General features: G+C 67.8%; 25 protein-coding genes. 7 read left to right on the top strand and 18 right to left on the bottom strand.

The window, feature by feature from the left end; translation table 11 throughout:
- Window positions 1-581: 581 nt before the first annotated feature.
- The gene (locus tag NR101_RS09990; RefSeq protein WP_256776787.1) at window positions 582-1,154 is read left to right on the top strand and encodes an Ax21 family protein; all 573 of its coding nucleotides are present in this window, start codon (window positions 582-584) and stop codon (window positions 1,152-1,154) included.
- A gap of 258 nt (window positions 1,155-1,412) precedes the next feature.
- On the opposite strand, the gene NR101_RS09985 is transcribed toward NR101_RS09990, so the two are convergent.
- From NR101_RS09985 to NR101_RS09965, 5 genes are all read right to left on the bottom strand, one after another.
- Complete coding sequence (locus NR101_RS09985) at window positions 1,413-2,438, bottom strand: NAD(P)H-dependent glycerol-3-phosphate dehydrogenase (RefSeq protein WP_256776786.1); 1,026 nt, start codon at window positions 2,436-2,438, stop codon at window positions 1,413-1,415.
- Between the two features lie 20 nt (window positions 2,439-2,458).
- Complete coding sequence (gene secB, locus NR101_RS09980; RefSeq protein WP_256776785.1) at window positions 2,459-2,974, bottom strand: protein-export chaperone SecB; 516 nt, start codon at window positions 2,972-2,974, stop codon at window positions 2,459-2,461.
- A 105-nt stretch (window positions 2,975-3,079) separates the two neighbouring features.
- A complete protein-coding gene (locus NR101_RS09975; RefSeq protein ID WP_256776784.1) occupies window positions 3,080-3,517 on the bottom strand; it encodes a rhodanese-like domain-containing protein in 438 nt (145 codons plus the stop codon).
- A gap of 79 nt (window positions 3,518-3,596) precedes the next feature.
- A complete protein-coding gene (locus NR101_RS09970; RefSeq protein WP_256776783.1) occupies window positions 3,597-4,037 on the bottom strand; it encodes a hypothetical protein in 441 nt (146 codons plus the stop codon).
- A gap of 30 nt (window positions 4,038-4,067) precedes the next feature.
- Window positions 4,068-4,538: a YiiD C-terminal domain-containing protein gene (locus NR101_RS09965; RefSeq protein ID WP_256776782.1), complete on the bottom strand. Its 471-nt coding sequence runs from the start codon at window positions 4,536-4,538 to the stop codon at window positions 4,068-4,070.
- A 43-nt stretch (window positions 4,539-4,581) separates the two neighbouring features.
- On the opposite strand from NR101_RS09965, the gene NR101_RS09960 reads away from it, so the two are divergent.
- The 3 genes from NR101_RS09960 (at window position 4,582) to NR101_RS09950 (ending at window position 7,793) form a co-directional block, all read left to right on the top strand.
- Window positions 4,582-5,358 carry a uroporphyrinogen-III synthase gene (locus NR101_RS09960; protein ID WP_256776781.1) on the top strand — a complete coding sequence of 259 codons (777 nt, stop codon included), beginning with the start codon at window positions 4,582-4,584 and terminating at the stop codon, window positions 5,356-5,358.
- Between the two features lie 108 nt (window positions 5,359-5,466).
- A complete protein-coding gene (locus NR101_RS09955) occupies window positions 5,467-6,450 on the top strand; it encodes a uroporphyrinogen-III C-methyltransferase (RefSeq protein ID WP_256776780.1) in 984 nt (327 codons plus the stop codon).
- Window positions 6,447-7,793, top strand: a complete 1,347-nt coding sequence (locus NR101_RS09950) for a heme biosynthesis HemY N-terminal domain-containing protein (RefSeq protein ID WP_256776779.1) — start codon at window positions 6,447-6,449, stop codon at window positions 7,791-7,793. The genes NR101_RS09955 and NR101_RS09950 overlap by 4 nt, the downstream gene beginning before the upstream one ends.
- 198 nt (window positions 7,794-7,991) lie before the next feature.
- Here NR101_RS09950 and NR101_RS09945 read toward each other — a convergent pair whose 3' ends face one another.
- A complete protein-coding gene (locus NR101_RS09945; protein ID WP_256776778.1) occupies window positions 7,992-9,287 on the bottom strand; it encodes an acetyl-CoA C-acetyltransferase in 1,296 nt (431 codons plus the stop codon).
- A 92-nt stretch (window positions 9,288-9,379) separates the two neighbouring features.
- Here NR101_RS09945 and NR101_RS09940 point away from each other — a divergent pair, with 92 nt between their 5' ends.
- The gene (locus NR101_RS09940; RefSeq protein WP_256776777.1) at window positions 9,380-10,267 is read left to right on the top strand and encodes a hypothetical protein; all 888 of its coding nucleotides are present in this window, start codon (window positions 9,380-9,382) and stop codon (window positions 10,265-10,267) included.
- 133 nt (window positions 10,268-10,400) lie between these two features.
- On the opposite strand, the gene NR101_RS09935 is transcribed toward NR101_RS09940, so the two are convergent.
- From NR101_RS09935 to glnA, 11 genes are all read right to left on the bottom strand, one after another.
- On the bottom strand, window positions 10,401-11,036 hold the full coding sequence (locus NR101_RS09935; protein WP_256776776.1) for a superoxide dismutase family protein: 636 nt from the start codon (window positions 11,034-11,036) through the stop codon (window positions 10,401-10,403).
- Between the two features lie 53 nt (window positions 11,037-11,089).
- Window positions 11,090-11,656 carry a superoxide dismutase family protein gene (locus NR101_RS09930; protein WP_256776775.1) on the bottom strand — a complete coding sequence of 189 codons (567 nt, stop codon included), beginning with the start codon at window positions 11,654-11,656 and terminating at the stop codon, window positions 11,090-11,092.
- A 92-nt stretch (window positions 11,657-11,748) separates the two neighbouring features.
- Window positions 11,749-13,197 carry a nitrogen regulation protein NR(I) gene (gene ntrC / locus NR101_RS09925; RefSeq protein WP_256776774.1) on the bottom strand — a complete coding sequence of 483 codons (1,449 nt, stop codon included), beginning with the start codon at window positions 13,195-13,197 and terminating at the stop codon, window positions 11,749-11,751.
- Window positions 13,187-14,260, bottom strand: a complete 1,074-nt coding sequence (locus tag NR101_RS09920) for an ATP-binding protein (protein ID WP_256776773.1) — start codon at window positions 14,258-14,260, stop codon at window positions 13,187-13,189. The genes ntrC and NR101_RS09920 overlap by 11 nt, the downstream gene beginning before the upstream one ends.
- A 109-nt stretch (window positions 14,261-14,369) precedes the next feature.
- Window positions 14,370-14,621, bottom strand: coding sequence for a hypothetical protein (locus NR101_RS09915; protein ID WP_256776772.1), 252 nt, complete (start codon window positions 14,619-14,621; stop codon window positions 14,370-14,372).
- Between the two features lie 37 nt (window positions 14,622-14,658).
- Complete coding sequence (locus NR101_RS09910; RefSeq protein WP_256776800.1) at window positions 14,659-15,009, bottom strand: VOC family protein; 351 nt, start codon at window positions 15,007-15,009, stop codon at window positions 14,659-14,661.
- An 86-nt stretch (window positions 15,010-15,095) separates the two neighbouring features.
- The gene (locus NR101_RS09905) at window positions 15,096-16,259 is read right to left on the bottom strand and encodes an MltA domain-containing protein (protein WP_256776771.1); all 1,164 of its coding nucleotides are present in this window, start codon (window positions 16,257-16,259) and stop codon (window positions 15,096-15,098) included.
- A 97-nt stretch (window positions 16,260-16,356) separates the two neighbouring features.
- Window positions 16,357-17,097, bottom strand: a complete 741-nt coding sequence (locus NR101_RS09900) for an N-acetylmuramoyl-L-alanine amidase (protein WP_256776770.1) — start codon at window positions 17,095-17,097, stop codon at window positions 16,357-16,359.
- Window positions 17,098-17,362: 265 nt separating this feature from the next.
- Window positions 17,363-18,793 carry an ammonium transporter gene (gene amt / locus NR101_RS09895; RefSeq protein WP_256776769.1) on the bottom strand — a complete coding sequence of 477 codons (1,431 nt, stop codon included), beginning with the start codon at window positions 18,791-18,793 and terminating at the stop codon, window positions 17,363-17,365.
- Window positions 18,794-18,811: 18 nt separating this feature from the next.
- Window positions 18,812-19,150 (bottom strand): P-II family nitrogen regulator, encoded by a 339-nt coding sequence (locus NR101_RS09890; protein ID WP_026070924.1) that lies wholly within the window; start codon window positions 19,148-19,150, stop codon window positions 18,812-18,814.
- Window positions 19,151-19,530: 380 nt separating this feature from the next.
- On the bottom strand, window positions 19,531-20,940 hold the full coding sequence (glnA, locus tag NR101_RS09885) for a type I glutamate--ammonia ligase (RefSeq protein WP_256776768.1): 1,410 nt from the start codon (window positions 20,938-20,940) through the stop codon (window positions 19,531-19,533).
- A 222-nt stretch (window positions 20,941-21,162) separates the two neighbouring features.
- Here glnA and NR101_RS09880 point away from each other — a divergent pair, with 222 nt between their 5' ends.
- The gene (locus NR101_RS09880; RefSeq protein ID WP_256776767.1) at window positions 21,163-21,957 is read left to right on the top strand and encodes an undecaprenyl-diphosphate phosphatase; all 795 of its coding nucleotides are present in this window, start codon (window positions 21,163-21,165) and stop codon (window positions 21,955-21,957) included.
- A 71-nt stretch (window positions 21,958-22,028) separates the two neighbouring features.
- Window positions 22,029-22,862, top strand: a complete 834-nt coding sequence (locus tag NR101_RS09875; RefSeq protein ID WP_256777734.1) for an META and DUF4377 domain-containing protein — start codon at window positions 22,029-22,031, stop codon at window positions 22,860-22,862.
- A gap of 276 nt (window positions 22,863-23,138) precedes the next feature.
- Here NR101_RS09875 and NR101_RS09870 read toward each other — a convergent pair whose 3' ends face one another.
- The gene (locus NR101_RS09870; RefSeq protein WP_256776765.1) at window positions 23,139-23,750 is read right to left on the bottom strand and encodes a YbhB/YbcL family Raf kinase inhibitor-like protein; all 612 of its coding nucleotides are present in this window, start codon (window positions 23,748-23,750) and stop codon (window positions 23,139-23,141) included.
- Window positions 23,751-23,760: the final 10 nt, after the last annotated feature.

Genomic DNA, 23,760 nt, shown 5'->3' with positions numbered 1-23,760 from the left:
GCAAATGGAGAACTTGAGCACCTTTGCTCAGATGAGCATCGTTGCCGGCATCGTCTTGTCGTTTCCGGTTTCTGTTGTGATCGTGGTCCTACTGGTCGTTCGTTCATATAGCCGGTCCGAAGCAAGTCGCCCACCCAAGCGCAGAAAACGACCGCGGCGACGCGCTAAAGCGCGTTATTCGACAAGATGGCCTACGAATGCTGCTAACGATGATTGAAGCTGCCGCGTCCACTCATCAAGAGCCTCGATGGAGCAAACCACTGCGGCGGCCAGTCCACGCATGTGGAGCTTGCTCGAACCCAGGGGAGTAGCAAGCCAGCGTTCAGGCTAGGGTTTGCTCCCCATAGTCTGTGCAGGCTGGCTCCCCCATAGTTTGTCCAATCCGCACGAACTATGGGGTCATGGCTAATGACTGCGACGGCCAAGTTCCCTGAACGCGCGCTTCATTCATATACCGCTCAGTTCAATATTCAGGGTCGATTAGATCGCGTAACGGATAATTCACACCTGTCGACCGTCCTTCTCTCCCCTCCCCGGAGGGGCGGTCGACGAAACCAAAATAATTAAAGGTGTGTCCCGATATGAAGACTTCTTTGCTTGCCCTGGGTCTGCTTGCTGCCCTGCCGTTCGCTGCTTCGGCAACCGATGGCCTGTCGTACAACTATGTCGAAGGCGGCTACGTGAACACCGACGCCAAGGGCGGCGACGCCGACGGTTGGGCGGTAAAGGGCTCGGTCGCCGTGGCTCCGAACTTCCATGTCTTTGGCGACTACAACGCGCAGGAAACCAAGCGCGGCAGCAATGACGTGGACCAGTGGAAGGTGGGTGTCGGCTACAACTACGGCATCGCCCCGACCACCGACCTGGTGGCGCGCGTGGCCTACCAGAAGTTCGATCCGAAGCACGGCCTGGACTTCAACGGCTACTCGACCGAAGTGGGCGTGCGCAGCGCGTTCACCCCGAACATCGAAGGCTACGTGATGGCCGGTTACGAGGATTACAGCAAGAAGCACGGCATCAACCCGGACGGCGAGTTCTACGGCCGCGTTGGCGCCCAGGCCAAGTTCAACCAGAACTGGGGCCTGGCTGGCGAAGTGAAGCTGGCCAAGGGCGGCGACAAGGAATGGTTCGTCGGTCCGCGCTTCACCTGGTAATACCGGAACACCGCGGTACGTTGTTGGATGGCGCGGTCTCTCTCCCCTGCGCCATGAAGCCCGGTTTACGCCGGGCTTCACTTATGCAAGGCCGCCGTGTTTTTTGCGGACGGCAGCCGACCAACGGTCGGCTCTACCCCCCATGGCGACACCCTCGTCGGTACGCCACGCAGAAACCCGGCCGTGTGCCGGGTTTTTGCGTTTCCGGGGGTGGGCCCACCTACAAAAACCCCGGCGCTGGGCCGGGGTCTTCGTGGATCATTTGAACAGCGTGTCCGGATATTCCGGCTTCTGCTCGCGTGCCAACAAGGCACGCAATCCCTCTTCCGGCGTCTGCTCGCCGTGCAGTACCGCCCGCACACGATCGGAGATCGGCAGGTCGATGCCGTGGCGGCGGGCCTGGCGCATGACCTCGTCGGCGGTCTGCACCGACTCGACCACCTGGCCGATTTCGCGCACCGCATCCTGCAGCGATTGGCCGCGTCCCAGCGCCAGGCCGAGGCGACGGTTACGCGACAGATCGCCGGTGCAGGTCAGCACCAGATCGCCCAGCCCCGCCAGGCCCATCAGGGTCTCCGGCTTGGCCCCGATCGCCGCGGCCAGGCGCAGCATCTCGTTGAGGCCGCGGGTAATCAGGCCGGCACGGGCGTTGAGGCCCAGCTGCATGCCATCGGCGACGCCGGTGGCCACGGCCAGCACGTTCTTCATCGCACCGCCCAGCTCGGCGCCGACCATGTCGTCACCGGTATAGGCACGGAACGCCGGGCCATGCATCGCGTCGGCCACCTGCTGGGCGAACTCCGGCGCGTCACCGTGCACGGTGATCGCGGTCGGCAGGCCCAGGGTGACTTCCTTGGCGAAGGAGGGTCCAGTGACCACGGCCAGCGGCACGTCCGGTCCGAGGACCTCGCGCGCCACTTCATGCAGGAAACGGCCCGAACCGGGCTCGAAGCCCTTGGTCGCCCAGGCCACGCCGGCATCGACCGGACGCAGCGGTGCCAGCACGCGCACGGTTTCACCGAAGGCGTGCGAGGGCACCACCACCAGGATCCAGGTCGCGTCGCTGACCGCAGCGGCCAGGTCGGTGGTGGCGCGCAGCGAGGCCGGCAAGGGAATGCCCGGCAGGTAACGGGTGTTCTCGTGACGCTGGTCGATGGCCTCGACCATGGCCGCGTCGCGCCCCCACAGCACGGTCTGATGACCGTGCCGGGCGAGCAGACTGGCCAGCGCCGTGCCCCAGGAGCCGGCGCCGAGAACCGCGATCTTGTCTGCGTTGGTGCTCATCGATACGACAGCAGCGCCGATCAGGCGTTGCCGGCCGGCTCGGAGTCGGCCAGCGAGGTTTCACCCTGCTCCTGGCGCTGACGCAGGGTTTCCGAGTACAGGCCTTCGAAGTTGATCGGCTGCAGGAAGAACGGCGGGAAGCCGCCGGCCTGGATCAGCTCGCTGATCAGCGAACGCACGTAGGGGAACAGGATGTTCGGGCACTGGGTGCCGAGCAGCACGTCGATCGACTGCGGGTCCAGGCCGACCAGGCCGAACACGCCGGCCTGCTGCACTTCGGCCACATAGGCGGTCTTGTCGCCGGCCTTGCAGGTCAGGGTCACGGCCAGCACGACTTCAAAGGCGTTCTCGCCCAGGCGCTGCACGCGCTGGTTGAGGTTGAGCTGCAGTTCCGGCTGCACGGCATCGTTGAACACGGCCGGCGCGTTGGGCGACTCGAAGGAAACGTCCTTGACGTAGATCTTCTCGACGGTGAACGCGGGGCCGGTGGCGGCATCGGCCGGCGCAACGGCGCCGTTGGTGGTCTCTTCGGACATTTCCTGTAGCTCCAAGAATGAATGCAATAAGAATGGATTGTTACATGCCCTGCGATGGGGGCGTGTGGCGCCGCGCACAAGGCGAGCGGCGCAATCCGGCAGAAATCAGTTGCGGCCCTTGACCAGCGGCAGCTCGGCCTGCTGCCAGGCGGGGATGCCACCGTCGAGCACGTTGACCTGTTCGAACCCGGCTTTCTTCAGCGCCTTGGCCGCGGTTTCCGAGGCGGTGCCCGTGCGGCACACCAGCACGACCGGGCTCTGCTTGGCGTTGACCACCAGCTTGTGCTCCGGACCGAACTGGGCAGGCTGCACGTTGCGGCTGCCGGCGATGTGGCCCTTCTCGAAATCGCTGCTGGAAGACAGATCGACCACGACGGCGCCACCAGCATTGATCAGGTGGGTCAGCTCGGCGGGCTTGAGCGATTTGAAGCCGCGGAACAGGCGGCGGACTTCAGTGACGATGATGGCCACGGTCAGGCCGACCAGGGCCATCGACAACATCGGGTTTCGGCCGGCAAATGCCAGCAACTCTTCGTAATTCACTAAGATCACGGGTCGATAAGCGGGCGCCGATTGTCGCACATGCGGGCGAATCGGCGTCCAGCCCCCACCGGGGCGGGGTTCAGCGGTCCTGGTCCTGCCAGAGGTCGGGCAGACCGTTGGCCTGCAGCCAGCGCTTGCCCTCGGCATCCCAGCGCCAGATTTCCTTGACCCGCACCGCGCGCTCGGACTGGGTGTTGAGGTTGATCACCCGGGCTTCGGCGTTGCGTCCGACCCGGCCATCGGGCAGCGGCAGGTTGTCGCCGGCGCGATAGCTGGAGATCTTCACCTGCTCGAAGCGGCGCAGTTCCAGGTCGGTCAGCGGGTGCAGCTTGGCGTATTCGGGATCCAGGTACGGCAGCGCGTCCTCGACCGTCCCCCAGCGCAGGGTGGAGTCGTACTTGACCTGGGTTTCTTCCAGTTCCTTGCGCTGCTTCTTGGTGGTTTTCTGCTCGGCCGCCAGCACGGTCACGCTGGTCAGCGCGAACAAGGCCAGCAGCAGAATCTGAAAGGTACGACGCATGCGAATTCCCCAATCGGCAAGGCGCCCATCCTACCGCCTTGCGAAGGCCACGAAACGACCGGTCAGTTCAGCCGCCGGCTTGCCGCCGCTGCCGGGCTGGCGGGCGACCAGGCCGATGCGGGCCTTGCCGCGCTGGGCGAAGGTAGCCAGAAAGCCCTCCCAATCGGCCTCGTCGGCGGCCTGCGCCTGCGCGTGCAGGTCTTCGTAGACCGGCGCCAGATAGCGCACATGGCTGTCGGCCACGTACACGTCCGCATCGAACCCGGCCAGGCGCAGCCGCAGGGTCACCAGCGCCCAGCCGGACAGGGTCAGCGCCGAGGACAGGCTGCCGCCGAACGCGTTGCCCTTGTCGTTGACGTTGGCCGCCAGCGGCGCGCGCAGGTCGAGCAGGCCATCGGCATAGGATTCAACGCGGATCTGCATGGCCGCCACCGGCGGCATGCGGTCCAGGACATGCTGCAGGTCGGCCAGCTGCACGGACAGGGATTCAGGAATGGACATCGACACGACAACGCTACGCCAAAGGGCTCGCATAATGCCCGCAATGAACCGTGATGCACATGTGCCGGAATGGACCCTGATTTCGCTGCGACCGCGCGGCCAGCACGCGCCGTTGCGGCGGGCTGCGCAGGCGGCGGGCGCGCGCGTGGTGGCGTTGTCGCCGTGGGCGCTGCAGGTCCGTGACGATGGGGCCAGCCGCGCACAGCTGGCGCGCGCGCTGAATGCGCAGCGGGTGGTGTTCAGCAGCCCCGCGGCCGTGCACGCCGCCGCGCGCCTGCAGCCGCTCGGTGGCGCCCACCCAGGCACCTGGCTGGCGGTCGGTGCCGGCACCGCAGCGGCGCTGCACGCGCACGGCGTCGGCACGGTGCTGGCGCCCACGCGGATGGACAGCGAAGGCCTGCTGGCCTTGCCCGAGCTGGCCGACCTGCACGGGCTGGAGGCCGGGCTGGTCACCGCTCCGGGCGGGCGCGGGATCATCGCCGCCACCCTGGTCGAGCGCGGTGCGCAGCTGCAGCGCGCCGATGTCTACCAGCGCGTGCCGCTGGCGCTGCCACCGCGCGCGCTGCAACGGCTGCGCCGCAGTGCCACGCCGTGGGTACTGGCACTGAGCAGTGGCGAGGCGCTGACCCTGCTGCTGGCGCGGCTGCCGCACGATCTGCAGTCCCGGGTGCGCGAGGCGATCGTGGTGGCCGCCAGCGCGCGCCTGGCCGAACAGGCCGCCGACGCGGGATTTACGCGGGTGCGGCTCGCCCAAGGCCCCTTACCACGCCAGCTGGCGCAGGCTGCACACGCTGCGATCATCACTTCCGCGTCTTCCTGAACAGGCGACGTTCCCGGCCTTGCGGGCCGCGCGGGCGGCGGGCGATGCTGTGCATCACGTCGCTCGCCAGCTTGTGGACACCCCGGCGCGATCGACAAGGATGCCCGCATGACTGACGACGTTTCGCCACCTCCCGCTTCCCGCTCCCTGCGCTGGATCGCCCCGCTTGCGGTCGTGCTGGTGATCGGTGCGGGCGTGGCGTGGGGCTGGACCCGTTGGCAGGCCGAACAGGCGCGCGTCCTGCAGCGCCAAGCCGATGCCGGCCTGCAGCTGCAGGGGCTGGTGGACAGCGTGGAAGCGCTGCGCCGCGACCAGCGGTCGACGTCGCAACGGGTGCAGGACGCGGCCGCCACCAACCGGGTGCTGCGCGATGAAATGCTGGGCCTGAGCCAGCGCAGCGCGCTGCTCGAAGACAACCTGGCCAAGCTGGCCGACAGCACCCGCCACGGCGCGCAGGCACTGCAGCTGGAAGAGACCGAACTGCTGCTCAGCCAGGCCGCGCAGCGTCTTGCCTATGCCGATGACGTGGACGGTGCCAAGCGCCTGTACGCACTGGCGGCGGCCACACTGGCCGACGTGCAGGGCAATGAATACCTCAACGTGCGCCAGGCGCTGATGCAGGAACGCAATGCGGTGGATGCGCTGGGTCCGGGCGCGCGCGTGGCGACCGGGCGGCAACTGGCGGCGTTCTCCAAGGCCCTGGAGCAGGTGCCCGAGCAGGTCGATGCCGGTACTGGCCCGGAGGCGGCCACGCCGTGGTGGCAGCAGGTGCTGGCACCGTTTGTGACCATCACCCCCACCCGCACCCAGGGCCCGCTGACCGACGCCGAGCGCGTGGCCGGCTGGGATGCGCTGCAACTGGAATTGACCTTGGCACGCGCGGCGGTCGAACGCGGCGACCAGGCCGGCTTCACCCAGGCCGTGGACCGCGTGGCGCTGTGGCTGCCGCGGCTGTGGCCGGATTCACCCGCCCTGCGCGAGCGTCGTGCTGAACTGCAGCAACTGCGCATGCGCGTGCTGCAGCCCGCGCTGCCCGAACTGGGCAGCACCCTGCAGCAACTGCGCTCGATGCGCGATGGAGATGATCGATGAAACCCTTCCAATCTTTGGTGGTGCTGTTGCTGGCCGTGGCGCTGGGCGTGATCGCCTCGCAGTTCCTCGGCACCGAGCAGCTTCGCCAGTTCGGCGAAGTGATCTACCGCTACGGCGGCAACGACTACCGCTCGACGGTGCCGCAGGTGGCCTTGATGGCGCTGGTCGGGCTGCTGGTGCTGTGGCTGCTGTGGAGCCTGCTGGCCTCGCCGTTCCGCGCCTGGGGCCGCTACCGCCGCAAGCAGGGGCGCGCACGCCTGATCGACGGCATCCAGGCCCACGAACAGGGCCAATGGCAGCGCGCTGAAAAGCTGCTGGAAACCGCCGCCGAAGACAAGGACGTGGCCGCCGTGGCGATGGTCACTGCCGTGCGCAGCGCACAGGCGCGCGATGACCAGGCCGCCGTGAACCAGTACCTGCAGCGGTTGGCCAGCGAGGATGCCACCCTGCACGCCCTGCTGCAGGCCGAACGCCTGCTGGCGCAGGAACGCCCGGTGGATGCGATCAACCTGCTGGACACCGCGACGATCCAGCCGCTGCCGCCGCGCGGCCTGTGGCTGCGCACTGAAGCCCTGGCCCGCGCCGACCGCGCGCACGAGGCTTACGGCCAGCTGGGCGCGCTGCGCAAGCAGAAGGTGCTGCCGGACGAGGCGGTCGCCGAACTGGAAACCCGCCTGGCGGCACAGTCGCTGCTGGAAGCGGGCGACGTCAATGCCTTGGCCGCGCAGTGGGAAGCCACGCCCAAGGCCCTGCGCAGCGATCCGGACGTGGTCTCGGCCTATGCGCTGCGCGCGGTGGCGCTGGACTGGGACGAGCCGGCGCTGCTCAACCTGGAGCAGGCGCTGGATACGCGCTGGGACGAATCGCTGGTGACCCTGTACGGACAGATGCCGGTGGACAAGCTGGCCACGCGCCAGGCCAACCTGCAGCGCTGGCTGGGCAACCAGCCGGCCAGCCCGGCGCTGCTGCTGGCACTGGGCCGCATCGCTACGCGTCAGCGCCAGCACAGCCTGGCCGAGGATTACCTGCACCGCGCGATCGCTGCTGGCGCCGGTCCGGCGGCGTGGGAAGCGCTGGGCCAGTTGTTCGTCGATCGTGGCGAACCGGCGTTGGCGTCGCAGTGCTTCGCCAACGCGCTGCGCCAGCAGCGCGGCGATGACAGCATCGCGCTGGCCCGCGTCAATGCCACGGTGGCACCGCTGGAACCGGTGGTGCCTGAGCGCGCGACGGTGGAAGAGCAGTCGTTGATGTCCCAGCCGTTGCCGGGGCAGCGGATCGACCCGGTCCTGGCCCCGGTCGTGCGCGATGAACGCGACGAATTCGGCAACCCGCGCCTGCCGTGATTGCGGGCGCTGCATCCACGCATACGTAGTGCCGGCCGCTGGCCGGCTCCACACACACACCCATCCAACGTCCATGGAGAGCCGGCCAGCGGCCGGCACTACCGGGCTTCGGATGGTTGTGCAGCCACCCATGGGGTGGCGTTACATACAGAAAGGCCGCCCCTTGGGCGGCCTTTTCGGTTTGCGCATCGGGCCCGATCAGCGTTCGACGATCGCCACCACGCCCATGCCGCCAGCGGTGCAGATCGAGACCAACGCGCGTCCACCGCCGCGTTCGGCCAGCTGCTTGGCCGCCGTGGCGATCACCCGCGCACCGGTGGCGGCGAACGGGTGGCCGGTGGCCAGCGACGACCCCAGCAGGTTGATCTTGGCCGGGTCGATACGGCCCAGCGGCGCATCCAGGCCGAGCCGGTTGCGGCAGTAGTCTTCGCTTTCCCACGCGCGCAGCGTGCACAGCACCTGCGCGGCGAACGCTTCATGGATTTCGTAGATATCGAAATCCTGCAGCGTCAGCCCGTTGCGCTTGAGCATCTCCGGCACCGCAATGGTCGGGGCCATCAGCAGGCCTTCGCCGTGCACGAAATCGACGGCGGCCACCTGCGAATCGCGCAGGTAGGCCAGCGGCTCGTGGCCGTGCGCGCGCGCCCATTCCTCGCTGGCCAGCAGCACCGCCGAGGCGCCGTCGGTAAGCGGGGTGGAGTTGGCGGCGGTCAGCGTGCCGCGACCGGACACCTTGTCGAAGGCCGGCTTGAGCGTGGCCAGCTTTTCCAGCGAGGTATCGGCGCGCAGGATGTTGTCGCGCTCGACGCCACGGAACGGGGCGATCAGGTCGGTGAAGAACCCGCGCTCATAGGCGGCGGCCAGCTTCTTGTGCGAGGACACCGCCCATTCGTCCTGCGAATCGCGCGAGATGTTCCATTCCTTGGCCATGTCCTCGCAATGGTCGCCCATGCTCTTGCCGGTACGCGGCTCGGCCACGCCGGGGAACTCGGGCTTGAGCTCGCTGAGCTTGAAGCCGCGGGTCAGTGCCTTGAATTTGTCGCCGGTGGACTTGGCACGATTGGCCGCCAGCAGACGCGCGCGCAGCTTTTTGCCGTACACGATCGGCACGTCGGAGGTGGTGTCCGATCCGCCGCCGATGCCCGATTCGATCTGGCCGAGCGCGATCTTGTTGGCCACCGCGATGATGGTGTCCAGCGAGGTACCGCAGGCGCGCTGCATGGTGATGCCCGGGGTGAGCGGGGACAGGCCCGAGGACAACGTGGCTTCCCGGCCCAGGTTCCAGTCGCTGGAGTGCTTGATCACCGCGCCCATCGCCACTTCGCCGAGCTGCTGCCCGTGCAGACCGAAACGTTCGACCAGCGCGCCGAGCGTGCGTACCGACATGCCGAGGTTGCCGACGTCCGAATAGGCCGTGTTCTGGCGGCAGAACGGGATGCGGACGCCACCGAGGATGGCGACGGGACGGGCGTTGGGCATGGAGATACCTGGCATGGGAGGGGTGTCTGCAACATGGCCTGCACGAAGGAGCAGGCATAATGGGGGCAAGTGTAGCTGCCGCCCTGTGATGGGCCAACCGTGAAACCATGAGCAAACCCGACCCCGGCATGAATGCCCTTGGCGTCCTGGCATTGGAACTGGCTGGCGGCGACGTGCCGCGCCATGCCGCGCTGTCCTCCGAACAGGCTGGCGAACTGGCCGAACGCGTGGGCCGCGACCTTGCCAGACTGGTCCCCGCCGTCAGCGGGCTGGACTTCGTGTTCGCCGGCGCGCATTTCGATCCGGCTGAAGTGCTGCGCCCGGGTTGGCCGGTGCACCGCCGTCTGGAAGAACTGCAGATGCGCGCGCCCGGCCGCAGCCAGGGCCCGCGCATGCTGGCCTTCGGCGCCGGTGCCGACGGCGACGTGCCACTGCCGTTCCAGGCCGATGCCGGGCTGATCGGCGGCGGTCTGCGCGTGGTCCCGTTCCTGCTGACCGGTACCGAAGTGGCGCAGACCCAGGCCGTTGCCGACGCGCTGGAAGAAGTGCTGCTGGCCCAGGGCATGGCCCAGGCCGACACCGCTCTGCAGGCGCAGACCGCCTTCGGCGCGCAGATCGAACACGCGCGCTATTTCACGGTGAATGACCTGGCCGCGATGATGTCGATGCAGTACGACAACCAGGGCCTGGCGGTGCTGTGGCCGCTGATCGAGACCGCACTGATGGCGCCGCATGTCGAGGAATGGCTGGACGCGCCGCCCGAGCCGCTGCTGCGATACGCCGATGGCGAAGTGCGTATGGCGTTGTTCGATCCGGCCGGCTGGTGTGCGTTCTACAACCACGGCACCGGCGACTGCGATCGTCTGCAGGGCATCTACGACCAATACCTGATCCGCCAACGGCAGATGGCGGCGGTGCTCGAATCGCACGGCTTGCCGGTACTGTTCGTGCATTGCGAGGCTGGGCAGGACGCGCGCGAGCTGCTGACCCGCTAACGGTAGTGCCGGCCGCTGGCCGGCTCCTGCGGGCATCGATAGCGATCATGGCAGCCACGCATGGCGTGGCTCTACCCGCGCTCCAAAAAAAACGCCGGCAATCGCCGGCGTTTTTCGTTCTGCACCGCCTCGGTTACGGCGCGGCTTTGATCACCGCACAGGCCAGGCGCGCACCCGCGTTGCCGGTCGGCTGGGTCTTGTAGTCGTCCGCGTCGGCGTGGACGATCAGGCCACGGCCGATGATGTCGAAATCATCGCCCTTGCCCACGTTGACGTTGGTGGACACGTCGGCATCGACCATGGCGTTGCCCTGGGCGTCGGCCTTGATGTTGGGGATGTCACCGCCGTGGTGCGGGGTGGTGGCGACGTTGCCGTGATCTTCCTTGGCCGGGTTGAAGTGGCCGCCGGCGCTGGCGCCGTCCGGCGCGCTGCAATCGCCCTTCTCGTGGATGTGGAAGCCGTGCTCGCTGTTGGGCTTCAGGCCACTGACCTGGCCCTTCACGTGGACCTTGCCGTCGACGACGCTGAAGGTCACGTTGCCCTTGACGTCATTGCCCTTGGTCGGGGCAAGCTCGGCCACGGCGCCCTGGTTGGCGTGGGCTTCGCTGGTCATGGCCGGCGGTGCGTCGGTCGTGGCTTCGGCGGTCGGCTGCGAAGCGGTGGCTTCGGCGGCCGGCGTGGCTTCCGGCGTGGGTTCGGCCGGCTTGTTGCAGGCGCTCAGGCCGAGCGCGGCGATGGCGGCGAACAGGGTGGTATGGATCAAACGCATGTGGAACTCCTTGCGGGTAGCGGTGGAAGAAGCAGCGTCAGCGGGAGGCGCGATCAGCGCACGACCCGGATGAGGCCACAGGCAATTCGGGCGCCGGCATTGCCGGCGGGCTGGCTGCGGTAATCGTCTGCGTTGGCATGCACGACCAGTGCACGCCCGGCGATATCGGTGGCTGCGCCGCCGCCAAGGGTAACCGCTGGCAGGCGAACGTCGACGTTCACACGTCCCTGCGCGTCCGCACGCAGGTTGTCCATGTCACCGGCATGGTGCGGGCCGGCGCTGTTGCGACCGTGCGGCTGCGCGGTCGGGTTGAAATGCGGTCCGGCGCTGCTGGCGTCCACGGCGCTGCAATCGCCGCGCTCATGCACATGGAACGCCGCCGTCTGCATCGGCTGCAAGCCTCCGATGACACCGGTGATGTGCACCCCGCGCGCATCGGGCACCAGCGCCAGGCGGCCGCTGACCAGGCTGGCCGAGGCCGACGACAGGTTGGCTTCGGCCATCTTGGCCGTGCTCACCATCGGTACCGGTGGCGCGGTGGGGCGCGGCGGCGGTGTAGTGCCGCAGGCGGCCACACCGAACAGGACGGCCGCAGCGAGGATGACATGGGAACTGCGCATGGAAGACTCCTTGGTTGCAAACTAACGCGGTGCTCGTCCACAGGCCATGAAAGCGGCACGGACGTGGCGCACACGCGGCGTGGACATGCGGTTCATCCGCCGCGACGGCGCCCGGCGCCGAGCTTGCGGGTCAGGGTGTTGCGGCCCATGCCCAGGCGGGCAGCGGCCTCGGCGCGACGGCCGTGGGTGATCTGCAGCGCGGCCTCGAGCAGGGCCTGGTCGACGCGTTCGCGGACCTGCGCGTGCAGGCCTTCCGCGCCTTCCGCCAGTCGCTGCCGGGCCCAGGCCGACAGCAGGGCCTCCCACTGACCCGGATCACCGGCCGCGCGCGTACGCGGGCCGCCGCCCCGGTGCAGCGCACTGTCCACATCGGCGGCGCCGATGGTGTCCGAGGCGGCGAGTGCGGCCATCCGCCAGCACACGTTTTCCAGCTCGCGCACGTTGCCCGGCCAGTCGTGCTCGCGCAGCGCCTGCAGCGCCGATGCGGTGAGGCGTTTGGGCGGCGTATCCAGCTTGCGTGCCGCCGCAGCCAGGAAGGTATCGGCCAGGTGTGCGATGTCGTCGCGACGCTCGCGCAGCGGCGGCAGGCGCAGGCGCACCACGTCCAGCCGATGCAGCAGGTCGGCGCGGAAGCGCCCCTGCGCGACCAGCGATTCCAGGTCCTGGTGGGTGGCGGCGATCACCCGCACGTCCACGCGGATCAGCTCGCGCCCGCCGACGCGGAAGAACTCGCCCTCAGCCAGTACGCGCAGCAGGCGCGTCTGCAACGGCAGCGGCATGTCGCCGATTTCATCGAGGAACAGCGTGCCGCCGTTGGCCTGCTCGAAGCGGCCGACATGGCGACGCTGCGCACCGGTGAACGCGCCCGCTTCGTGGCCGAACAGTTCGCTTTCGAGCAGCTCGGCGGGAATCGCAGCGGTGTTGAGTGCGACGAACGGTCCCTGCACGCGCGGGGATTCATGGTGCAGCGCATGCGCGACCAGTTCCTTGCCGGTGCCGGTTTCGCCGTTGATCAACACCGACAGCGGCGCCTGCGCCAGCCGCCCGATCGCGCGGAACAGCGCGCGCATCGCCGGGGTATCACCGACCAGCTGCGGGCGCTGGTCGGTGCCCGGTTCGGCGGCGGCAGGCACGGGTGCAGCGGCCAGCGCGTCCGGTTCGGGCAACACGCGCTGGGCCAGCGCTACCGCGTCATCCAGATCGAATGGTTTGGACAGGAATTCCTGCGCACCGCCACGGAACGCGCCGGCGGTGCTGGCCACATCGGTGTAGGCCGACATCACGATCACCGGCAGCTGCGGGTGCGCGGCCTTGAGTTTGTCCAGCAGCACCAGGCCATCGTCACCGGGCATGCGCACGTCGCTGAACAGCAGGTCCGGCGGCGGCTGGCTGGCAAGCATCGCCAGCGCCGCAGCGGCGCCATCGAAGCCTTCCACCCGATAGCCCGCATCGCGCAGCGCCGTGCAGAGCACGAAACGCACCGCGCGGTCGTCATCGACCACCCAGACGCGCTGGGCGGTGCGATTGGTGTCATCCGCCATGGGCGGCCTCCTCGGCAGGCGTGCCGTGGCCGATCGGCAGCAGCACGGTGAACACGGTATGTCCCGGGCGCGAGCGGTAGGTCAGCGTGCCGCGATGTTCGCGCGCCACCTGCTGGGCCAGCGCCAGGCCCAGCCCGGTGCCTTCGGCGCGGCCGCTGACCAGCGGCAGGAACAGGTGCTCGGCCAGCTGCTCGGGCACGCCGCGGCCGTCGTCGGCGATTTCAAGACGCAACGCAAGCGGATGCAGCCGGTCGCCGATGCGCACGCCATGTTCAACCCGGGTACGCAGGGTGACGCTGCCGGCGCCGGCCTGGATCGCATTGCGCACCAGGTTCCACACCGCCTGGGTGAGGCGGTCGGCGTCGCCGTCGAATTCGGGAATGCTGGGGTCGTAATCCCGCTGCAGACGCACCGCCCAGCCGCCCTCGCTCTCGGCCAGGCGCAGCACGCGCTCCAGCGAGGCGTGGATGTTCAGCGGCGCATGCGGCGCGGCCGGCGCAGGCGACAGCAGTTGCTCGAGCAGCCCGTTGAGGCGTTCGATCTCCGAGCCGATCAGCTCGATCAGCTCGCGTTCGTCCGGGTCGCGCTCATCGGCGGCCCGCTGCGCGTTGCGCCGCGCCAGCAACTGCGCCGCGCCCTTGAGCCCGGCCAGTGGATTGCGCAGCTCGTGGGCCAGTCCTTTGAGCGCCGCGCTGAGCGCGCTGGGCAGGGCCTGGGTCGGGTCGAGCCCGGGGAACTCATCGACCGGATGCGCTTCGAGCAGCCAGCCGCCCGCGTCCCACCGGCTCAGCCAGCCTTCGGCGAAGCGCGGGGCGTCGCCCGGCAGGGCCAGGGCGAGGCGGTGCAGGCGCAGGGTGTCGCGCTCGTCACGGGCCAGGAAGTGCGCCAGGGCCTCGCCCTGCACTTCCAGCGAGGCCAGCGGCTGGCCCAGCAGGCGGCGGACGCTGACGCCTAGCCAGCGGGCAAAGGCGGGGTTGCAGCCGACCACGCGGCCATCGGCGTCGGCCCAGGCGACCGGAGTGCCGAGGACGTCGAGGGCGGGCGGGGGTAGTGCGGCAGTCATTGCACCAATGTAGTGCAAAACCGGGATGGGTTGAGCTTGGCACAGGCAGGCGGGTCCCGGTCTGTGCATCCTCGCCGCTCAATGGACCGGACAAGGCGCCGTTCTGCGGCTACCAGAGCGGTTCTTCCACTGTGTGGATGTAAAGCTTCTCCGCGTGCTCCCGAACGTCCAGGAAGTACTTTGCCGCGCAGCCCCTGCAAACCGCTGGATGGTCTTCGTCGCTTCCCCGCTGATTTTCCAGTGCTACAGCGAGGACGGGATAGGCGCATTCGAAACAGCAGAATGCAATGTTGTTGCCGTGTGGATCGGCATCGATCTCGTCACCTTTGGCATCCATCACCAGAAAACCCGTGATTTTCATGCTCTTCCTCCCTATGTCGACATGTGCGTCGCCGGCCTCACCCATGCTGCAGGAGGTTGATCAGCCGGCCCAGCGGATCACGGACGTAGAACCGTCGCACGCCCCACGGCTCACGGACCGGTCCGTACTCGATGGCGATGTTGGCCGCTCGCACCCTGCGCAGTGCTTCATCCAGGTCATCGACCTCCACTGAGAGGTCCGGCACGTGGGTGCCCGACCCCCCCTGCTGGGCGAAACTGACCTGCACCTGCATGTCGCCGCTGCCGGCATACGTGCGGATCCAGCCGTGGTCCATGGCAAGTTCCAGCCCCAGGATGTCCTGATAGAAGCTGTCCGCCGACGCCGGATCGGACGTGGCGATGTTGGCGATGATGCGCTTGACCTGCATAGTCATTCCCGTGGTGCGGCGGCGGCCCTTTTTATACCGGAGCTTTGCTTCCCGCGCCGGCCCGCGTTTACGGGCCGACAACGCGGTCAGCTATCCGCCGGCGCCTTCGGCAACGCCGCGCCCTTCGGCCACAGCATCCAGAGGCTGCCCTTCTGCTTCATGTCCCCGGCCAGCTTGCCGGCCGCATCGCCGGTACCCCAGAACAGATCCGCGCGGACTTCGCCGGCGATGGCCCCACCGGTGTCCTGCGCGGCGACCGGGCGCACCACCGGTGTGCCATCCGGGCGCGTGGTGGACAGCCACAGCAGGCTGCCCAATGGCACCACGGTCCGGTCTACCGCGACGCTGTAACCGGCGGTGAGCGGCACGTTGAGCGAACCACGCGGGCCCTGGTCACCGTCGGGGCCCTTGGCGAAGAACACGTAGCTGGGGTTGCTGGCCAGCAGTTCCGGGATGCGGGTGGGATGTGCGTTGGCCCAGGTGCGGATGGCGTCCATGGTGACGTCGTCTTTTTTCAGTTCGCCCTGCTCCACCAGCCAGCGGCCGATCGGACGGTACGGATGACCGTTCTGGTCGGCGTAGGCGATGCGCAGGTGGCGGCCGTCGTCCAGCACGATGCGGCCCGAGCCCTGGATCTGCAGGAACTGCAGGTCCATCGGATGGGTGAGCCAGGCCAGCACCGGGGCCTTGACGCCCTTGGCGGCGATCGTTGCGGCATCGTCATAGGGTTTGAGCACGCGCCCATCCACGCGACCGCGCAGGCGCTTGCCCTTCAGCTCGGGGTAGAGGCTGTCCAGCTGCACGCTGACCATGTCGGTGGGTACGCCGTATACCGGCACCGTCGCCTTGGCGGTGCGGACGAGGCTGCCGGGATAGATGGGCTCGTAGTAGCCGGTGATCAGGCCGTCGGCGCGGTTGCCGCCGGCGCGCAGCGCGTAGACATCCAGGGTGTTCTGCAGGAACTGGCGGATGGCAGCCGGGCTGGTGGCGACGTTTGCCGCAGCGCTGCAGGTGCCCGCCCAGGTGGCATCGGTCTTCAACCGTGGGCAGCTGCTGCGCCACGCCGCGAAGCCGGCCTGCAGGTCGGCATCGGACACCGGCGGCAGGGCCTTCCAGTCTGCTTTGACATAGGTGCTGGTCGTTGGCGCCGCGGGACGCTGGGGGGAGACGGCGCAACCGGTGAGCAGGGCCAGTCCAAGGAGGATCAGCGCGGGGTGCTTGAAGGCGGCGGGGATGCGCGTGGTCGTCATGAGCGAGGGTCCTGAAAATGTGGAGCCGACGGTTGGTCGGCTGGCGCGGGAACCGCGCGATGGATCAATGCGACGTGCAGCCGACCCACGGGCGGCGCTACGGGGATTGCCGCAGCAGCGAATGCAGGATGCGGGCGTCTTCGGCATCCAGTGTGGCGGGCAGGTCGTCGCGGCCGCGGAAGCGGCGATGGAATGCGCCGACGGCGGCATCGCGGTCGTCCAGCGGGTAGCCGAAGGTCTGCAGCGCCAGGTACGCATCGAATCCTGCCGGTGCGGCGCCGTCGCTGTCGCGCGGCCACACGCCGAAGCCGGCCTGGGCCAGCTGCTGCCATGGGAAGAAGCGGCTGGGGTCCTGCTTGCGGGTGGGGGCGAGATCGGCGTGGGCGATGATCTGCGTGCGCGGAATACGCAGGCGCGTGCACAGGTCGTCCAGCAGGCGGATCAACGCATCGATCTGCGCGGGCGCGAACGGGGTGTCGCCATCGTTGTCGATCTCGATGCCGATGGAGGCCGAGTTCAGGTCGGTGATCGTGCCCCAGCGGCCGGGGCCGGCGTGCCAGGCGCGGCGGTCGTCGCCGACCAGTTGGTAGATGCGGCCATCGGCGCCGACCAGATAGTGCGAACTGACCTTGCCGCCGCTGTTGGCGCTGCGCAGGGTGTCCAGGCTCTGCTGCACCGAATCCTGGTCGGTGTGGTGCAGCACGATGATCACCGGGTCGCGCGCGTTGTGATTCGGCGAGGGCACCCAGCTGGCGAGCGGGCTACGGACCGGGGGGGTGGCGCAGGCGCTGAGCAGCAGGCAGGCGAGCAGCGGCAGCAAGGTGCGGATCGGGGGCATGGCCGCATTGTGCGGGATTGGGCGCGGGGATGCCCGGCGTGGCGGGATCCGACCGTTGTGCCCGCGTCGCGAAGCGCAGCCTCGAATGGCGTGGCGCTACCCGCGCATTCGACCTGGTAGCGCCACGCCATGCGTGGCTGCCGTTGGCGACATCCCCAACAAAAAGCCGGCGACCCGAAGGCCGCCGGCGAACGTACAACGTCTCTCTCTCGTTTCTTGTCTCTGTCGGTGCCGGGCAGCGCCCCGCACTACGCGATTGCGGCGATCAGGCCTCGTAGGCCGATTCGCCGTGCGAGGTCACGTCCAGGCCGGTGCGTTCTGCTTCTTCGGTGACGCGCAGGCCGAACACCAGGCGCACCACCAGCAGGATGGCCACGGTGACCACGGCGCACCAGACGATGGTGAAGCCGACGCTGACCAGCTGCACCCAGACCTGGTGGCCGATGTCGAGATCGGCCTTGGTGCCGCCCAACGACTGCGCGCTGAACACGCCGGTGAGCAGCGCGCCGACGATGCCGCCGATGCCGTGCACGCCGAACACGTCGGCGGTGTCATCCACGCGCAGCAGGCGCTTGAGACCAGTGACGCCCCACACGCAGACCACGCCGGCCACCAGCCCGATCACGATCGCGCCGAGCGGACCCACCGTGCCGCAGGCCGGGGTGATGCCGACCAGGCCGGCCACCGCACCGGACGCCGCGCCCAGTGCCGAGGGCTTGCCCTTGCTGACTGCTTCAACCAGGGTCCAGCCCAGCACCGCGGCCGCGGTGGCGAGGATGGTGTTGATGAAGGCCAGCGAGGCGACGGTGTCGGCGGCGGCGGCCGAGCCGGCGTTGAAGCCGAACCAGCCCACCCACAGCAGCATCGCGCCGATGTAGGTGAACGGCACGTTGTGCGGCTTCAGCGCGGTCTGGCCATACCCGATCCGCTTGCCGACGAAGTACGCGCCGACCAGACCGGCCACGCCGGCGTTGATGTGGACCACGGTGCCACCGGCGAAATCGATGGCGCCCATCGCGCCGAGGTAACCGCCGCCCCACACGATGTGCGCCATCGGGATGTAGCTCAGGGTGAACCACAGCGCCGAGAACAGCAGCACCGCCTTGAACTTGATGCGCTCGGCGAAGGCGCCGACGATCAGCGCGGTGGTGATGCCGGCGAAGGTCGACTGGAAGGCGACGAACAGATAGTCCGGCAGGCCCTTGATCGGCGTGTTGCCTACCGTGTCGGGACCGAAGCCCTTGAGGAAGGCGAACTGGGTGAACGAGCCGAAGAAGGCGTTGCCTTCGCTGAACACCGCGCTGTAGCCGTAGGCCACCCACAGGATCAGGATCAGCGAGAACACCACCAGGATCTGGCTGAGGATGGACAGCACGTTCTTCGAACGCACCAGGCCGCCGTAGAACAGCGCAAGGCCGGGCACCACCATCAGCAGCACCAGGAGGGTGGAGGTGAGCATCCAGGCCACATCGCCGTGGTCGAAGGTGGGCGCGGCCGCGGCGGCAGCTTCAACAGCCGGTGCCGGGGCGGCGGTGGGCAGCGGCTCGACCGCGACGGTTTCCGAGGGCACCGGGGTGACCTGGGCCTGCGCATGGGCCGTGCTGGAGAACGCACCAACGGCCAGCGCGCTGATCAGCATCATCAGGCACACGGCATGGAACCGGGCTTGCCACCCGGTGAACAAAGAGGTCTTCATTGTGGGCTCCGAGTGGGGTTAGAGCGCGTCAGCGCCGATTTCGCCGGTGCGGATGCGGACGACCTGTTCGACCGCAGTCACGAAGATCTTGCCGTCGCCGATCTTGCCGGTGCCGGCCGCGTTCTGGATCGCTTCGACCACCGCGTCCAGGCGATCATCGGTGACCACGGTTTCGATCTTGATCTTCGGCAGGAAATCCACGACGTACTCCGCGCCGCGATACAACTCGGTGTGGCCCTTCTGGCGCCCGAAGCCTTTGACTTCGGTCACGGTGATGCCCGACACGCCCGCATCGGAGAGGGCCTCGCGGACCTCGTCGAGCTTGAACGGCCGGATGATGGCGGAGATCAATTTCATGCGCATGTCCCGGTGGTGGATGGAACCGGCGGTGTGTTGCTGGCCGGTGTCAGGTCAGCGGGCGGCCACTTGCACATGGCCGCCCCCTGGTGCGCCGAACGCTGCATGGGCCTCGCCAGGGCCGTCGCCGGGAAGGCGGCAGCGCTGGTGACGCGGGAGGGAGGAAAGGCCCATGGCACGCGTCCGGTCTCTCTTGCCCCTGGTGGTGCAGCGGACCAACGGTCCGCTTTTTCCATTCAGCGGACCAACGGTCCGCTCTACTGCGATCGTCGGACCAACGGTCCGCTCTACAACATGGTTGCGTTGCCGGCTCCCCAGCCGACAAAGCGGCGACGATGACGAAGGTGGGAGGGAGATCCTTCGTCATCGTCGCCTGTTGCTCAGTTGGCGTAGTACATCTGGTATTCGAGCGGGTGGGTGGCGGCGCGGAAGCGGGTCACTTCCTGCATCTTCAGCGCGATGTAGCCATCGATGAAGTCGTCGCTCATCACGCCACCGGCCTTGAGGAACTCGCGATCCTTGTCCAGCGCTTCCAGGGCCTGGTCCAGCGAGGAGCAGACCTGCGGGATCAGCTTCTCCTCTTCCGGCGGCAGGTCGTACAGGTCCTTGTCGCTCGGTGCGCCCGGGTCGATCTGGTTCTTGATGCCGTCCAGGCCGGCCATCATCAGCACGGTGAAGGTCAGGTAGCCGGACTGGATCGGATCGGGGAAGCGCATTTCGATGCGGCGCGCCTTCGGGTTGGACACCCACGGAATGCGGCACGAGGCCGAGCGGTTGCGGGCCGAGTAGGCCAGCATGACCGGGGCTTCGAAGCCCGGGACCAGGCGCTTGTAGCTGTTGGTGCCGGAGTTGGCGAAGGCGTTGATGGCCTTGGCGTGCTTGAAGATGCCGCCGATGTACCACAGCGCCAGCTGGCTCAGGCCGCCGTAGCCGTCGCCGGAGAACAGGTTGGTGCCGCCCTTGGACAGCGACTGGTGCACGTGCATGCCGCTGCCGTTGTCGCCGACGATCGGCTTGGGCATGAAGGTGGCGGTCTTGCCGTTGCGGTGGGCGACGTTCTTGATGACGTGCTTCATGCGCAGCAGTTCGTCGGCCTTCTGCACCAGGGTGCTGAACTTGGTGCCGATTTCGCACTGGCCGGCGGTGGCTACTTCGTGGTGCTGCACTTCCACTTCGATGCCGACCTGTTCCAGGGTCTTGCACATTTCAGCGCGAAGGTCGTGCAGCGAGTCGGTCGGCGGAACCGGGAAGTAGCCGCCCTTCACCGCGGGACGGTAGCCACTGTTGGCGCCGTCGTACTTGTCGCCGGTGCTCCAGGCGGCTTCTTCGGAATCGATCTTGAAGAAGGTGTGGCCCATGTCGTTGGCGAAGCGGACCGAGTCGAAGATGAAGAACTCCGGCTCCGGGCCGAAGAAGGCCTGCTCGGCGATGCCGGAGGACTTCAGGTACGCCTCGGCGCGCTTGGCGATGCCGCGCGGGCAGCGGCCGTACGGCTGCATGGTGGCCGGGTCGAGGATGTCGCAGCTGATGACCAGGGTCGGGTCGGCGTAGAACGGGTCGATGTAGGCGCTGGTCGGGTCCGGAAGCAGGACCATGTCCGATTCGTTGATGCCCTTCCAACCGGCGATGGAGCTGCCATCGAACATCTTGCCTTCTTCAAACAGCGACGGCTCGACGATGCTCACCGGGAAGGTGACGTGCTGTTCGATACCGCGCATGTCGACGAAACGCAGGTCGATGAACTCGATCTGGTTGTCCTTGATCAGCTTCTCAACGTTTTCCACGGACATCGGTGAAACCCTCGGATGGATGATTGCGTAGGTTGATAGAGCAATCGCCGTGCCAACTTTTCCATCTTCACAAGTCGTTGATTTTGTTGGCCTGGCACGGCACCAGGCGCGGAACCCTGCGCACCACGATGGTGCAACGGCCGCACCACGCACACATTTGGTGCGGCGTTTGATGTTTTATGCTCTACCGCGATTTCACCCATTCCGAGCCCCAGCATCCCGATGTCCGACCTGCTCTCCGCCCTCCTGTTGGGCATCCTCGAAGGCCTCACCGAATTCCTGCCGATCTCCAGCACCGGCCACCTGCTGATCGCCCAGCATTGGCTGGGCGCGCGCTCGGATTTCTTCAACATCGTCATCCAGGCCGGCGCGATTCTGGCCATCACCCTGGTGTTCCGCCAGCGCCTGTGGTCGTTGGCCACCGGCCTGCACGAGCGCGCCAACCGCGACTACGTGATGAAGCTGGGCACCGCCTTCCTGGTCACCGCGATCGTCGGCCTGCCGGTGCGCCTAGCCGGCTGGGAACTGCCCGAAACGGTCACCCCGGTGGCCTGGGCGCTGATCATCGGCGGCATCTGGATGATCCTGGTAGAGACCTACAGCGCGCGCCTGCCCGACCGCGATGAAGTCACCTGGAAGGTGGCCATCCTGGTCGGCCTGGCGCAGGTGGTGGCCGGGGTGTTCCCGGGCACGTCGCGCTCGGCGGCGGCGATCTTCATCGCGATGCTGTTCGGCCTGAGCCGGCGCGCGGCGGCCACCGAGTTCGTGTTCCTGGTCGGCATCCCGACCATGTTCGCGGCCAGCGGCTACGCGTTCATGGAAATGGCCAAGGACGGCAAGCTCGGCAACGAGAACTGGACCGACGTCGGCGTGGCCTTCCTTGCCGCTGCCGTCACCGGTTTCGTCGTAGTGAAGTGGCTGCTGGGTTATATCAAGTCGCACAAATTCACCGCGTTCGCGGCGTATCGCATCGCACTCGGTGCCGCGCTGCTGCTGTGGTTGCCTGCTGGCAACTGAACACGGCCGGCGCGCGCCAACCCCGTTTCGCGTATCACCCCGTTTTTCCACGGGTTCCCAAGGAGATGTCCATGAACCGCACCCGCACCCTGATGCTGATCCTGCCGCTGGCCCTGATGGCCGCCTGCAGCAACCCGTCCACCCCGGCCCCCGCCGGTCCCGGTGGCGATGACCTGGCGCCGGCACCGACCGCCGCTGCCGATGCCAAGGCCGTGGAGAAACTGGACGTGCAGCGCCTGCAGGGCAACCACTGGCTGCTGGACAGCGCTACCGATGCCGGCGGCAAGCGCGTGGATGCGCTGTTCGCGCGCGGCGACAAGCCGGTCACGCTGGACTTCAAGGACGGCCGCCTGTCGGTCGGCAATACCTGCAACCGGATGGGTGGCGGCTACACGCTGGCCGATGGCACGCTGACCGTCTCGCCGATGGCCTCGACCATGATGGCCTGCACCGACAAGGCGCTGATGGCGCTGGACCAGGCCGTGGGCTCGCGCCTGGAAGGCGCGCTCAAGGCCGAACTGGCCGGCCAGGGCCAGCTGACCCTGCACAACGCCGCCGGCGACGTGCTGGTGTTCAACCCCGAGCCGACCGCGGAAACCCGCTACGGCGCTGAAGGCGAAACGGTGTTCATCGAAGTGGCCGCGCAGACCAAGCCGTGCTCGCATCCGATGATCCCGAACATGCAGTGCCTGCAGACCCGCGAAGTGTCGTTCGACGACAAGGGCCTCAAGCAGGGTACGCCGGGCGCGTTCGAGAACTTCTACGGCACCATCGAGGGCTACACCCACGAAGACGGCGTGCGCAATGTGGTGCGGGTGAAGCGCTACAAGATCGCCAACCCGCCCGCCGACGGTTCCTCGCTGGCGTACGTGCTGGACATGGTGGTCGAGTCGGAAAAGAAGTAACCGGCAGGTACCGGCCGTTGGCCGGTACGCGGCCAGAGCGGCACGCACGCGCCGCAAAAGAGGAAGGGCGGCCAAGGGCCGCCCTTCGTCGTTACCAGGTAGTGCCGGCCGTTGGCCGGCTCCTCGCATATCTCCCCGGAGGTTCATGAGGAGCCGGCCAGCGGCCGGCACTACCGACATTGCGCACGGCCAGGGGTGGCATTGCCGACATTGCGCGGAGCCGGCCAGCGGCCGGCATTATTCGGCATCGCGCGAGGGCGTCGGCCGGATCGCCGATCAGGCCAATGCCGGGTTCAACGTGTAGGTGCCATGCAGCGCCGCTTCGGCCAGCACGTGGCCGTGCATCGCACGGTGCACATCGGCGGCGGTGAACGGGGTGGGCAGCTCCAGCTGCGCCACGTCGAGGGCGAACACACGGAAGAAATACCGGTGCATGCGCGCGTCGTTGAACGGCGGGTACGGGCCGTCATAGCCCAGGTACTGCCCGGCCATGTCCGGATTGCCGGCGAACCAGCCGGTGAAATCATTCAGGCCCTGGCGCGCGCCGGCGGGTCCGGCCGGTGCGGTTTTGCCCTTGACCGTGAAGCCCTCGCTGCAGCTGCCGGCGGCGATGTCGTGCACGCTGGCCGGGATGTCGGCCATCGCCCAATGCACGAAATCCGCGCGCGGCTGGTCACGCGGCACGCTGCAATCGTGGCGACCGACCGTTTCCGGCACCGTCGGCACGTCCGGGTCGATGCACAGCAACGCGAACGAACGGGTGCCCTCGGGCACCTCGCTCCAGGCCAGCTGCGGATTGCGGTTGGCGGCGAAACCGTTGGCATCGCCGGCGGCGAATTCGGCCGCGATCGGCTGGCCGTTGTGGAAGCTGGTACTGCTCAGGCGCATGGGAGAGTCC

Source organism: Stenotrophomonas sp. Ste86 (assembly GCF_024519465.1).
Lineage (GTDB): Bacteria > Pseudomonadota > Gammaproteobacteria > Xanthomonadales > Xanthomonadaceae > Stenotrophomonas.
Note: the sequence above shows the minus strand (reverse complement) of the source record. Positions and strands in the feature narration are given on the sequence as shown.